The sequence below is a fragment of the Cyanothece sp. BG0011 genome (assembly GCF_003013815.1).
In the GTDB taxonomy this organism is placed as follows: domain Bacteria; phylum Cyanobacteriota; class Cyanobacteriia; order Cyanobacteriales; family Microcystaceae; genus Crocosphaera.
In genome coordinates this window covers 1-12,466 of record NZ_PRLH01000029.1, presented here as the reverse complement: position 1 = coordinate 12,466, position 12,466 = coordinate 1, and the positions used below count along the sequence as shown (strand labels likewise).

12 protein-coding genes and 3 pseudogenes are annotated in these 12,466 nt (G+C 39.2%); 9 read left to right on the top strand and 6 right to left on the bottom strand.

From position 1 onward, the window contains the following. Positions 1-600: pseudogene (locus C4E06_RS05005) on the bottom strand (1-deoxy-D-xylulose-5-phosphate reductoisomerase); the annotation flags it as partial. A gap of 302 nt (positions 601-902) precedes the next feature. On the opposite strand from C4E06_RS05005, the gene C4E06_RS05000 reads away from it, so the two are divergent. The 5 genes from C4E06_RS05000 (at position 903) to C4E06_RS04980 (ending at position 5,469) form a co-directional block, all read left to right on the top strand. Beyond that, the gene (locus tag C4E06_RS05000) at positions 903-1,700 is read left to right on the top strand and encodes an SAM-dependent chlorinase/fluorinase (RefSeq protein WP_107667084.1); all 798 of its coding nucleotides are present in this window, start codon (positions 903-905) and stop codon (positions 1,698-1,700) included. Between the two features lie 143 nt (positions 1,701-1,843). Beyond that, entirely contained in the window at positions 1,844-2,758 is a 915-nt protein-coding gene (locus C4E06_RS04995) for an ABC transporter permease (protein ID WP_107667083.1), read from the top strand. 179 nt (positions 2,759-2,937) lie between these two features. Then, entirely contained in the window at positions 2,938-4,071 is a 1,134-nt protein-coding gene (locus tag C4E06_RS04990) for a DegT/DnrJ/EryC1/StrS aminotransferase family protein (RefSeq protein WP_107667082.1), read from the top strand. A gap of 89 nt (positions 4,072-4,160) precedes the next feature. After that, positions 4,161-4,772: an exosortase gene (gene xrt / locus C4E06_RS04985; protein ID WP_255412126.1), complete on the top strand. Its 612-nt coding sequence runs from the start codon at positions 4,161-4,163 to the stop codon at positions 4,770-4,772. A 4-nt stretch (positions 4,773-4,776) separates the two neighbouring features. Beyond that, positions 4,777-5,469 carry a cyanoexosortase B system-associated protein gene (locus C4E06_RS04980; RefSeq protein ID WP_198648323.1) on the top strand — a complete coding sequence of 231 codons (693 nt, stop codon included), beginning with the start codon at positions 4,777-4,779 and terminating at the stop codon, positions 5,467-5,469. An 8-nt stretch (positions 5,470-5,477) separates the two neighbouring features. On the opposite strand, the gene C4E06_RS04975 is transcribed toward C4E06_RS04980, so the two are convergent. Next, complete coding sequence (locus C4E06_RS04975) at positions 5,478-5,675, bottom strand: hypothetical protein (protein ID WP_107667080.1); 198 nt, start codon at positions 5,673-5,675, stop codon at positions 5,478-5,480. 245 nt (positions 5,676-5,920) lie between these two features. Here C4E06_RS04975 and C4E06_RS04970 point away from each other — a divergent pair, with 245 nt between their 5' ends. The 3 genes from C4E06_RS04970 (at position 5,921) to C4E06_RS04960 (ending at position 8,061) form a co-directional block, all read left to right on the top strand. Then, a complete protein-coding gene (locus tag C4E06_RS04970; RefSeq protein ID WP_107667079.1) occupies positions 5,921-6,727 on the top strand; it encodes an inositol monophosphatase family protein in 807 nt (268 codons plus the stop codon). Continuing rightward, the gene (locus C4E06_RS04965; protein ID WP_107667078.1) at positions 6,728-7,564 is read left to right on the top strand and encodes an alpha/beta fold hydrolase; all 837 of its coding nucleotides are present in this window, start codon (positions 6,728-6,730) and stop codon (positions 7,562-7,564) included. Positions 7,565-7,656: 92 nt separating this feature from the next. Continuing rightward, on the top strand, positions 7,657-8,061 hold the full coding sequence (locus tag C4E06_RS04960) for a response regulator (protein WP_107667077.1): 405 nt from the start codon (positions 7,657-7,659) through the stop codon (positions 8,059-8,061). Positions 8,062-8,104: 43 nt separating this feature from the next. On the opposite strand, the gene C4E06_RS04955 is transcribed toward C4E06_RS04960, so the two are convergent. From C4E06_RS04955 to C4E06_RS04940, 4 genes and pseudogenes are all read right to left on the bottom strand, one after another. After that, positions 8,105-9,031: a tetratricopeptide repeat protein gene (locus tag C4E06_RS04955; protein ID WP_107667076.1), complete on the bottom strand. Its 927-nt coding sequence runs from the start codon at positions 9,029-9,031 to the stop codon at positions 8,105-8,107. A 54-nt stretch (positions 9,032-9,085) separates the two neighbouring features. After that, positions 9,086-9,754, bottom strand: a complete 669-nt coding sequence (gene phoU, locus C4E06_RS04950) for a phosphate signaling complex protein PhoU (RefSeq protein ID WP_107667075.1) — start codon at positions 9,752-9,754, stop codon at positions 9,086-9,088. Between the two features lie 158 nt (positions 9,755-9,912). Then, positions 9,913-11,171: pseudogene (locus C4E06_RS04945) on the bottom strand (ATP-binding protein). Positions 11,172-11,306: 135 nt separating this feature from the next. Further along, positions 11,307-11,687, bottom strand: coding sequence for a hypothetical protein (locus C4E06_RS04940; protein WP_107667074.1), 381 nt, complete (start codon positions 11,685-11,687; stop codon positions 11,307-11,309). Positions 11,688-11,976: 289 nt separating this feature from the next. Here C4E06_RS04940 and C4E06_RS04935 point away from each other — a divergent pair. Beyond that, positions 11,977-12,466 (top strand): annotated as a pseudogene (locus tag C4E06_RS04935) (ATPase); the annotation flags it as partial.

Genomic DNA, 12,466 nt, shown 5'->3' with positions numbered 1-12,466 from the left:
AGGATGTTTTAGGGCATCTTGTACCGTAACATACTTTAATTGTTCTACCGGCCAGTCACGAAAAGCCCCCCCGGAAGCCGTTAAAATAATCCGTCGTAACCCCCCATCTGGAACCCCTTGTAAACATTGAAAAATCGCAGAATGTTCTGAGTCGGCTGGTAATAATTTTACCCCATGTTTTTCGACTAAAGGCAGGACCACAGGCCCCCCTGCGATCAAAGTTTCCTTATTCGCTAAAGCAATATCTTTTCCGGCTTCTATGGCTGCAATGGTAGGCAGTAAACCAGCGCATCCCACAATACCGGTTACCACACTTTCAGCATCCCCGTGACGGGCAACTTCTGCCACCCCTTCCTCTCCTGCCAAAATGATAGGAGAATAGTCCATACTTGCAATGGCATCTTTGAGGGTTCCGAGTTTATTTTCATCACAAATAGCCACAATCTCAGGACGAAACTGTTTAACTTGGGTGGCCAATAATTCAACATTAGAACGAGTGGCCAAACCTACCACTTGAAATTGATCGGGGTATTGGTTAACAATATCAAGGGTTTGGGTGCCAATGGAACCAGTCGAGCCAAGGATAGAAATCTTTTTCACGATACTGCATTATTAAACTGGGGATCACCTATCACTATAAGGCGATCCGGGACCATCTGCAAAGGGTGTAGGGTGTAGGGGTAGGGAGCAGGGGAGCAGGAGCAGGGGAGCAGGGAGCAGGGAGCAGGGGAGCAGGGGAGCAGGGGAGCAGGGGAGCAGGGGAGCAGGGGAGCAGGGGAGCAGGGGAGCAGGGGAGCAGGGGAGCAGGGAGAGTAGAGGAAGATTAAAACTATTGCCCATTCCCCATTCCCCATTCCCCAGTGCGTAGCACTATAATTTAATCGAAGGTGCCAGATATGCCTATGATCAAACAATCCAAAATAACGGCGATCGCTCTTTTAAGCGACTTTGGTTTAGAAGATGGTTATGTCGGAATCATGAAGGGAGTCATTGCTGCGATCAATCCTAGTATTCCTCTGATTGATCTAACTCACCATATCCCACCGCAACAAATCTGGGCAGCGAGATTTTGTTTAATGAATGCCTATCCTTATTTTCCCAAACATACAGTGTTTTTAGCGGTTGTTGATCCCGGTGTGGGTAGTCAAAGGCGCAGCGTAGCCATTGAATGTTCCCAGGGGTATTTAGTGGGACCGGATAATGGTTTATTTAGTGGTATTTTGACGCAATATCAGGCTATCAAAGCCGTATCCTTAACCAATACTGACTATTGGAGAGTTCAAGATGTGAGTTCAACTTTTCATGGTCGAGATATTTTTGCCCCAGTGGCTGCTTATTTAGCCTCTGGCGTTCCTTTAGAAGATTTAGGGAACCCGATCCCCATTAATAGTTTAGTGGATTTTCCCTTAGTATCTCCTCAAATTACAGAGAAAAATATACAAGGTTCCCTTCAATATATTGATCATTTTGGCAACTTAATTACTAATATTTCGTCCCACCAGGTGAAAGATAAAAAATGGTTCATTGTTGTTGACAATAAAACCATCAAATCGGGTTTAACCTATAGCGATGTTGCCCCAGGAGAAATGATAACATTAATCGGTAGTCATGGCTGGGTAGAAATTGCTATCAATGGGGGGAATGCACAGGAAAAATTGCAGCTTCAATGGGGAGATAAAATTACCCTCAACTTGCAATAAATATCTGTCACGGCTGACTAATTATAGAATTTTTCACTCTGATGAGGTACATTTTTAATTCCTGACTATTGCCTCAACGGGATCACCTGTGTACCTTACGAGTATGGGAAATGCTATAGTTCATTACTTTTAACAGCAGTTATATGATTTTTACCAGCCCTGAATCAAACCAAGAGAAGACTCAAACAAGAGAATGGAATTATATTTGGAAAAAGTTTCGACGTGATCCTTTAGCTATTTTTGGATTAATTACCTTAACCGTTATTATTTTATCGGTGCTAATGGGTCCATTCATTTATCAAGTATCTATCGATGAAATTGATTTTTCTCAAGTTAGTCATTTACCCAGTTTAGAACATCCCTTTGGAACTAATTCCTTAGGACAAGATATTTTAGCACGGATTTTATTTGGGGGAAGAATTTCTCTAACGGTGGGAATTTTAGCCATGTTAGTTGCCATTTTCTTAGGCACAACCATCGGAGCGATCGCAGGATTTTATGGGGGAATCATCGATGGTTTATTAATGCGGTTAACGGATTTATTTTTAGCGTTACCTCAATTACCTTTATTATTATTAATTGTATACTTATTCAGAGAACCTATTAAAAAAGTCGCCGGTCCAGAATTAGGAATTTTTGTCTTAGTTGTCCTGGTTATTGGTGGACTCAATTGGATGTCCGTGGCGCGACTGGTGAGAGGCAATGTTTTAAAATTAAGAGAAATGGAATTTGTTAAAGCGGCCGTAGTTTTAGGGGCAAAACCTAACCGTATTATATTAATTCATATCCTCCCTAACCTATTGAGTCTGATTATTGTAGCAGCCACTTTAGGGGTCGGAAATGCCATTATTACCGAGTCTACTTTAAGCTTTTTAGGATTAGGCTTTCCCCCCGATGTTCCGACCTGGGGACAGATGTTATTCCAAGCAAAAGATTATCTAACCACTGCCCCTCATATTGCTTTTTTTCCCGGTTTAGCGATCTTTTTAACTGTTTTAAGTATTAACTATATTGGCGATGGTCTACGGGATGCTTTTGATCCTAAAAATAGAAAATAATCCCTCTTAATTTTGAGCAAAAAGTGGACAAACTAGGACAAACTAAGTCAAAGTATACTGACATTTAAGTTAAGTAAAATTTAACGTAATGGTTAAGGGATAACCGATCCCTAATCACGGCTCATAAGATACAATGAGGCATCAACTTTAACCATTCTCTATAAATAAACCCATTATCAATGATTGTATCTTCTCAAACTGTCCCTTTTGTCGATTTAACCCTACAACACCAACCCATACAAGCTGACATTGAAACAGCCATAGCCGCCGTTGTGCAACGGGGGGATTTTATACTAGGAAAAACCTTAAAAGAATTTGAAGCAGAATTTGCCGAGGCCAGTGGGGTTAAATATGGTGTGGGAGTCGCTTCCGGAACCGATGCGATCGCTTTAGGTCTCCAAGCCTGTGGTATCTTGCCAGGGGATGAAGTCCTAGTGCCGGCCAATACCTTTATTGCCACCGTCATGGGAGTGATTCAAGCAGGGGCCACTCCCATTTTAGTCGACTGCGATCCCCATACTGCTCTTATTGATTTAAACTTAGCGGCTAAAGCCATTACCCCTAAAACGAAAGCCATTGTCCCTGTCCATTTATACGGCCAAATGGTCTCCCCAAGGGCGTTATTAGACTTTGCCCAGGCCCATCATTTAATCATCTTTGAAGATGCAGCCCAAGCACATTTAGCCCAACGAGAAGGCTATTGGGCCGGATCGGTGGGAATGGCGGCCGCCTTTAGCTTTTATCCGAGTAAAAATTTAGGGGCCTTTGGTAATGGGGGAATGCTGATCACCTCCGATGAGGAAGTCGCCCAGAGGGTTCGTACGTTACGAAATTATGGCGCACCAAAAAAATATTACCATACAGAAGTGGGTAAAAATAGCCGTTTAGACACCCTACAAGCAGCCATTTTACAAGTTAAACTCCCCTATTTATCTCAATGGAATCAATTGAGAAATCAAGCAGGACAAATTTATGATCAAGGGTTAAAATCAGGGGAAGATAAGGGAATAACCCCCATCAACAACCAAAGCCAAGAAGGTCATGTTTATCATCTCTATGTTATCCGTATTCAAGAAACCGCTTCTCTGTCTCGTGACCAAGTACAAGGGTTTCTTGAAGAAAGAGGCATTCAGACTGGTATTCATTATCCTATTCCTTGCCACTTACAACCGGCTTATAAAAGCTTAGGTTATCAATTAGGGGATTTTCCCCAGGCCGAGACCCTTTGTGAGCAAATTTTATCCTTACCTATGTATCCTGGTATTACCCGTGAACAAATTACTTGGGTGATTGAACAATTATCTTTAATTTAAGCGATTTAGATTGAACATTAATGGGTTATTAATAATGCAAACAAACTTAAAACTTTCCAAAATACCCCCTTTGATCGAAATCTTTTCCCATTGTCATTACCGGTATTATGATCTGGTTAAAAGGGATACCCGGACTAAAATTAAACTGGTTTCCCCTCGTTTTAATTTTTTTGGGAACCCCCAATTCCATTCCTTATTTAATTACCCCTTATACCTTACCCTTACAACAATTTATTGCTTCAGTCGCTTGGTTTTTATTAACACTATTGGGAGTCAATACCCAAGTAGATGGAATTTACCTTTACGTTAATAATATTCCCGTAGAAGTCGCTCCTTATTGTGCTGGTTTAAAAATGCTTTTTACCAGTTTATATGTCACCCTCTTACTCTTAGACTGGACTGGTAATCTGAAAAATAAGGGACGGGTGATTACATTATTAGTATCGGCCGTCACCATTAGCGTTACAGCTAATATTATTCGTAATACCTTCTTAGCGGTTTTTCATGGTAACGGTATGCATAACGCCTTTGATATTCTTCATGAAGGTTGGGGAGGGGATCTTTACTCTGTGGGAATGTTAGGAACAATTGTTGGGACTAATTGGTTACTGGATCGTTTTTCAGGAAATTCTCAAGTTGTAGAAGAGGCTAATAATGATAATCTTGAGGAACCGTTTAATTACCAAAATGATCCCCAATAAGGATATGTTTAAATTAAAAAAAGGACTTTTTATTTCTCAACTGGTTATCCTCTGTCTTCTCGGTTTAGCGATTATTTTTGTAGCGGTTCCGAGCTATTTTAGCCAACAATGGTCTTGGTCGGATTTGCCTCGTGTTCCAGAAGTGGCACAGATGAGACAGATCCCTGAGACCCCCTTAAACTTAACAGGATGGACGACCATTGGTCAAGAAAAACTGTCCATTAATAATTATCCTTGGTCGTTTCAAATTATTGAGAAACCTGGACAAAAACCTGTTGTTATTGCTTTAAAAGGACAAAAATATTATAAAGATCACCCAGAAGTAGAATGGGTGGATTTACAAGGAATAGAAAAATGGAAAACCGATAGTTATCAAACCCTTAAATTTCCCTCAACCATCAACCCCAATCATTCAATTACGGCCCGTTGGTTTCAAGCGTGGAATAATAAAACCTATGCTGTGGTTCAATGGTATGCTTGGCCAGGTGGTGGTCACTACGCCCCCTATCAATGGTTTTTGGCCGATCAAAAAGCCCAATTAAAAGATAAAAGAGTTCCCTGGGTGACGGTTTCGATTAAAATTCCCATGGAAGCTTTAGGAAACTTAGAAGATATGGAATCTTTAGGAAAATTATTAGGGCAAGAAGTGCAAAAAACCTTAGAAAAAGAGGTTTTTATCGATAAAAGTGCCTCTTAAAAGCAATTTTATCGTCCAATTTTCTGAGCTTGGTTAACCACAACCCCAGTGACAAAACGACCATAATTTTGTAGGCGATCGCGTTGTCCTAATCGATCCGGATGTTTAAACAGATCCCCTAATCCGGTGATTAACATGGCAAGGGTTGCCATGAGAATTAAATAATTACGAAAAATGGTAATTTTTTTTGTATCAGTTGATAACATTGAAAAACTCTTATGTTTATTTTCAAACGTGGATAAATTTAACTCAAATAAAATCGTGAATATGGTAGGCTTTTAAAAATTGCTTACTAGCATAACACTTTTATAAATATTTGGCCAGGAAGTTTTCTGGTAATCTCAAACCCTGAGAATTGGTAGACAAATTAAGTATTTTTACTTGCTTTCTGGTCTCATCCCTTCTATGGTTGAGAAGATATCTTGAATACAGGTTTTTTCGATTGGATAAGATGGAACAATTTTGGTCTGAGGTCTTAAACTTTTGTCAAAAGACCACCACAGCGATCGCAGATCCCCTAATAGAAAAAGCGGGAAAGGTTTCCCCAAGTGCAAAAGACGATGGTTCTCTGGTGACATCAGCCGATCGCTGGGCCGATCAAACCATTCGAGAGGCGATCGCCTCACAATTTCCCAGTCATGGAATCTTAACCGAAGAAACCACTCATATTTTTCCGGATCAAGATTGGTGTTGGATCGTTGATCCCATCGACGGAACCACCAACTTTACCAGAGGGGTTCCCATTTGGGCCATTTCTCTGGGTTTACTCTACCGTGGAACCCCCGTCTTTGGGTTTGTCTACCTTCCCCCCCTCAAACAGTCTTTTTACGGTTATTGGTACGGAGACTCAGGGTTAACAGGTCCCACAGGGGCCTATTGCAACGGTCAACCTATTACCACCAGTGAAGACACCCCGACAAACAGTCATTTATTTAATCTCTGCGCCCGTAGTCTCAAGGTCTTACAAAAGCCGTTTCCTTGTAAAATTCGGATGATTGGTGTCGCTAGTTATAATCTATTATTAGTGGCTTCTGGGGCTGCCGTGGGCGGCGTGGAAGCAACCCCTAAAGTTTGGGATATTGCGGCGGTTTGGGTCATTGTTCAAGCAGCCGGAGGCAGCTTTCTGTTCTTAAAAGATAGGGATCTCTTTCCTTTGACCATAGGTGAAAATTATGGCAACAAATCCATCCCTTCTTTAGTAGTTAATCAGTCTGAGTTTGTCTCTTTATTTAAACCGTTAGTCGAATGTATCTTGTAAATGGTTGAACGTAAAGTTATTCAATTATCTCAAGTGGAATTGTCCTATCTAGAATGGAATCAAGGGACAAAACCTTTATTATTATTACACGGGTTAGTGGATCATGCCCTTGTCTGGTCTAGTTTAGGGGATTATTTAGCCGAAGATTATCATATTGTTGCCCCGGATCTTCGAGGTCATGGAGACAGTGGTAAACCGAAAACAGGCTACAAATTTTCGGATTATATTGCCGATTTAAACCAATTGATGAATTATTTAGGTTGGTCATCTGCTCATATTATATCTCATTCTTGGTCGGCTAAACTCGCAACTATTTGGGCAACACAACAACCAGAAAGATTCAAGGATTTGATTTTAATTGATCCTTTTTTTATTGATAAAATGCCTTCATGGTTTAAACTAACGTTTCCCATTCTCTACAAAACCTTACCCTTTTTAAAAGTAATTGGGCCATTCAACAGCTACGAAGAAGCAGAAACCTTGGCCCGTGGATTGAAGCAATATCAAGGTTGGACTCCTTTACAGCAGCAAGTCTTTAAGTTAGGAATGGAAGAAAAAGAAGAAGGGAAATGGGGGAGTAAATTTATTAAACAAGCCAGAGATGAAATTTTTGAAGAAGTGATGAAATATGCAGGACTCACTCAAGACATTAATATTCCTACCTTATTTATTAAACCCGAAAAAGGACTGAATCGAACCGCCTGGCAACTGAAACCCTATAAAACTTATTTAAAACAGTTAGAAATTGTAGAAGTTCCTGGCAATCATTGGGCTTTTTTAGTGGAACCCTCAGCGTTTAATGAAACTGTTAAACACTTTTTGTCAAAGTCTAATTAATGACGATTGTTATGTTAACCCTGTCATCTGGGTAAAATAAACTAGAGTCTGAGAATTTTTCCCAAGAATAACAAGAGGTTGAATAAATACCTATGACCACAGTTTTGATTGTAGAAGATGATCCCATTAATCTTCGCGTCTTCTCAAAAATTCTCACCAAACGAGGGGGTTTAACTGTTAAAGGGACAGAAGACGTAGAGGAAGTGATGAAAATTGCTCAAGGAGGGGAAGTGGATATTATTTTGATGGATGTGTCTCTTTCTCATAGTGTTTATCAAGGGGAGTCCGTTGACGGGATCAAAATTACCCAATTTCTCAAAGCAGATCCAAAAACCGCTAATTTACCTGTTATTTTAGTGACTGCCCACGCCATGGAAGGCGATCGCGAACATTTCTTAGAAAAAAGTGGGGCCGATGGTTATATTTCTAAACCGGTGGTGGATCATGAACAATTTGTTAATCAGATTTTAACCACTATAACGAATCATCCTCGATAGGAAGACCCCTAGGGGTCATTCCTGGGGGATAGATAACGGTTAGTTAACGATCCCTAGTCTGTTGTTCATTTCCGGTGATGGTAGAAGATGCCCCATCGAGTTGACTAAAAACCGATTGCATTTTAGGAGTGGTAAAGAAGGTTTGGGTATCTTTGAGTAATTTTTCTCCCCAGAGATTGTCCTTAAGATGTTGCAGTTCCCCATAACTACTATCGAGTTGCAGGGCGCTTTCTGCTAATTCAAACCCTTTTTGTTGTTGTCCTTGAACATACAAAGCGACTCCTAAGGCCAGTAAGGGTTCTGCTTGTTCTGGATCGATGTCGAGGGCTTTTTCCCAATGTTGAATGGCTTCTTTAATATTTCCCTGTTCGTACTTAATTAAACCAATATTATTAACGGCGGGCCAGAAATCCTCTTGTTGATCGATGGCTTTTTGATAAACGGCGATCGCTTCTCCCATGCGCCCTAATTTAAAATAAGCATTTCCTAGGTCAAACTGAGCCGAAGGGACATCGGGTTTAATCTTTAATCCTTCTTCGAGTTCCGTGGCCGCTTGTTGATATTTCCCTTGTTGAAAGTAAGCATTTCCTAGGGTAAATTTAATTCCCACTTCTTCAGGTTGTAGGGCGAGGGCTTTTTCTAAAGCGTTCACCCCTGGTTCTAACTCTTGTTTGATAATATATAGGGTTCCTAAAATAAACCAAGGTTGGTATTCATTGGGGGCTAACTGAGTGGCTAGTTTGGCCCGGGATAGGGCCAGCTCATGTTGTTGGAAGCGAATCAGTTGGGCCGCTTCTTCAGCCACTTCTAAACCTTGTTGTTTCAGTTCTTCTGCATTCAGTTGAGGGGTATAGGGTAAAAGCATTTGTCCCATCACTGGAACCGCGAACTGCCAAACTCCTACACTCACCACTAAAGAAAGTAACCAATTATGTTTAAACACAGTTTGATCTCTAAGTTTGTTTAAAATTATCTGTCTTTCCTAGTGTAGAGGAAAACGATCTGGTTCGTGGTGAGAAAATAATTAGCCTCGATGACCAGTGACAATATAAGAAACACGCTGAGCAATATTCGTTGCATGATCGGCCATTCGTTCTAAGTGGCGAATCATCAACGCCAGGAGTAAAAACGGTTCGAGCAATCCCAGGATGTTTTGCTGATGGGCTAAGCGATTATAAAGATGCTCATAGGCATCATCCACGGTATCGTCTAACTTTTTAACCCGTTTTCCGGCTCCTGCATCTAGGTCTGCTAAAGCCACTAAACTGGTGGCTAACATCATTTGAGCATGGTTAGACATAGCTGCAATGTCGTTCATACAATCGTGGGGTTCATAGGGGAATAGTTTAATAGCTATTTCTCCTAAATCTTTGGCATAGTCCCCAATTCTTTCTAAATCTCTGACCAACTGCATAAACGCACTTAATAAGCGTAAATCTTGAGCCACCGGAGATTGTAAGGTCATTAATGTGGCGCAATCTAGTTCGATTTTGCGATAGTAACGATCAATTTGTTTATCTAAAATGGCAATTTTGTGGGCTGCATCAATATCTCGTTCAAACAAGGCGTGGTGACTCAGTCGAAAGGATTCTTCTACTAAAGTTCCCATGCGCAATACTTCTTGTTCAAGTCTTCTCAGACACCGTTGAAAGTGAGTGTTTTCGGGATAATGATCGGAAGAAGAGAGAGTCACAACACTATTCTTAACCTATATGTAATATTTATTTAAAAATTAATTTAATCCTATTTCTACCATAACGTTGTTTTGATCATAATGACAACAAATTGCAACATAATTTTATTTTTGAAGGGTATAATTTAGACTTAAAAAGTTAAGAACTCACCAAAGGTTTAAGGGCTTTTGGTTAATAAAATTTCTATCCAAGCTCCTTTAGTATCGGGATGATTTTTGGCGGTAATAGTTCCCCCGTGAGCTTGAATAATTTCTTGAGCGATCGCGAGTCCTAAACCGCTTCCTGAGCGCAAACCGTCACCCTCACCCCTTGTCGAGTTCGGGAGGGATCGCCTCGGTATAACCGATCAAAAATATGGGGTAAATCCTTTTCTGAAAAGCCTGCTCCTTGGTCTAAAAGACTAATTTTTATGGTTTGTTTTTCTGGATTATCAATCAGATTGACTATAATTTGACTGTCATTGGGACTATGTTTGACACTATTATCAAAAAGATTAATAAAAACTTGGATTAAACGAGAGCGATCGCCAGAAAATGCTACCTTTTCTAATCCTTGAAGGGTTAAATTAATTTGTTTTTGTTGGGCGAGGGGTTCTACCACTTGCCACGCCGCTAACAAAATTTCTGTTAACTCTATGGGTTCTAAGGATAAAGTTTGATGAGGATTTTCTTGTAATTGACTCAATTCTAACCAATCTTCGACTAAATTAATGAGACGGTAGGTTTCTTGTAGCATTTGGGTCGCTCGACGACGTTCTGGGTCCTGTAAACGACCTTCTAACCATTCAGACACCAAAGCAATGGAAGTTAGGGGGGTTCGTAACTCATGGGTGAGATCGGATAAAGAGCGATCGCTCGAACGGGATAACTCCACTAAGGGTTGTTGGTTTTCAATAAAAACCACGACTTGTCCTTGGGGTAGGGGATAACCAAAGCCTTTTAAAGCCACAGCACTACTATTTAGGCTTTTTGTTTCATAATTCTGGTTTTCGGCCTTTGGTGACACATAATTAGGGGGGTAGAACGTCCATTCACTGACTTGAGGGGCTTGAGTTTGTCTCGTTTGTTCAATGAGTTGATCGAGTTCATAAGAGCGAACTAATTCCAGTAGTAAACGAATTTGTCCCGGTTGCCAGCGATCAATCTGTAATAGGCTCTGAGCTTGTTGATTACACCATAATAATTGATTTTCTTCGTCGACTCGTAAATAAGCGATCGGGGCAATCTCTAAAATATGCTGTTTTAAATTTAATTCTTGTTGCTGTTGGTCATATCGTTGTTGAATATAAACAATTTCTCTTTTAATGAGGGTTAATGCCGGTAAAGCACCTAATAACTCTTCTGTATCAGGAGATGCAGTTAAAACGTCTTTTAATTGAGCTTTTAGGCGATAACGGTTCCAGAGAAGGAGTATCATGCCCAATGAGAAGCCGAGAATAAATAAGTACAAAATTACATACGGGATTTAACATACATTGCACTTATTGTACTGATAGATGAAATTTTAGGACAAGGAAACAGGAACCTGATCGTATCAAAATCCCCTGATTAATTATTTTTTATTAATAAAACTTGGTGTTATCCCTAGCGAAAATTGAATCTTAGTAATTTTTTTGTCGTTATTAGAATTTATAAATTTCTCAATTCCTGACAGAAAACGTACTTGAGTTTTTCTAGTAATAGGAGAAATTTTCAACTCGACAGGAAGCTCAATTTTAAATTCTTTAATTATATAATTGTATGTAACTGTTTCCTGTTCTGATAATTTGGTTTCAATTTTTGTATTAGCTATTCTAACAGATCCTTGAATAGAATTAATTACATCTTCTAGCTCTATCCAATGAGTGTGTTGATTAATATTATTTTTTTTCTTATATCGAGTTTTTTGTCCAAATTTAGTTATGTATTTCCACATTCTATTAAAAATATTCATCAATTTTACTGTTATACTTTTTTAAAAATATACAATAGGGTCAAATTTTGACCCTAAAAGTATCTACATTAATTCTTCTTTTACCTACTTTCGTTACAATTAACTTTAAGTTGTGCATAAAATGTATTGTTCTTGTAAATTACACTATAATTGTCGGCTTTGATCAATATAAATAATAGAATTTAGTACCCAATTTTAGCCCCTATTCGGAACTAATTGAGTATATATGGTTGATAAGGTAGGATTTAGTATATTATGAAGAGGGTATTAATTATGCTTGTATATAGCTATGAACAATATTAACGATGCCTTACAGTATGTTGATAATTTGATTTTTGAAAAAACGGGAAGATATCTCACATCTATACAAGAAGCTATCTTAACAGGCGTTTGGCAAAGACAAAAATATCATCAAATAGCAGAGAATTTTTATTGCAGTGAATCTCATGTCAAAAAAGAAGCTGCTAAATTATGGAAACAGCTAGGTGAAACATTAGATGAAGACATCAATAAAAATAATTTACGTTCCAAGTTAGAAAGAAAATATCGGATTACTCAAGGTGATAATTTTGGTTATTCTGTACAGTTCAATGAGGGAAATATTCATATTTGTGATCAAATTCTAATCAATGATAAAAAACAAACCAATTCTTTACGAAATAATAATCAATTCCAGATTATTGATTTAACCAAAGCACCAAACTTAAGATGTAACTATGGACGCAGTTTAGAACTATCAACTTTAAAAGAATGGATAGAAAATAAAACACGATTAATTA

Excerpts from the sequence above, each read along its gene's own strand:
- C4E06_RS04990 (WP_107667082.1), top strand. The coding sequence starts at position 2,938 with ATGATTGTATCTTCTCAAACTGTCCCTTTTGTCGATTTAACCCTACAA.
- C4E06_RS04970 (WP_107667079.1), top strand. The coding sequence starts at position 5,921 with ATGGAACAATTTTGGTCTGAGGTCTTAAACTTTTGTCAAAAGACCACC.
- C4E06_RS04980 (WP_198648323.1), top strand. The coding sequence starts at position 4,777 with ATGTTTAAATTAAAAAAAGGACTTTTTATTTCTCAACTGGTTATCCTC.
- C4E06_RS04965 (WP_107667078.1), top strand. The coding sequence starts at position 6,728 with ATGGTTGAACGTAAAGTTATTCAATTATCTCAAGTGGAATTGTCCTAT.
- C4E06_RS04975 (WP_107667080.1), bottom strand. The coding sequence starts at position 5,675 with ATGTTATCAACTGATACAAAAAAAATTACCATTTTTCGTAATTATTTA.
- C4E06_RS05000 (WP_107667084.1), top strand. The coding sequence starts at position 903 with ATGATCAAACAATCCAAAATAACGGCGATCGCTCTTTTAAGCGACTTT.
- C4E06_RS04995 (WP_107667083.1), top strand. The coding sequence starts at position 1,844 with ATGATTTTTACCAGCCCTGAATCAAACCAAGAGAAGACTCAAACAAGA.
- C4E06_RS04940 (WP_107667074.1), bottom strand. The coding sequence starts at position 11,687 with ATGAATATTTTTAATAGAATGTGGAAATACATAACTAAATTTGGACAA.
- C4E06_RS04960 (WP_107667077.1), top strand. The coding sequence starts at position 7,657 with ATGACCACAGTTTTGATTGTAGAAGATGATCCCATTAATCTTCGCGTC.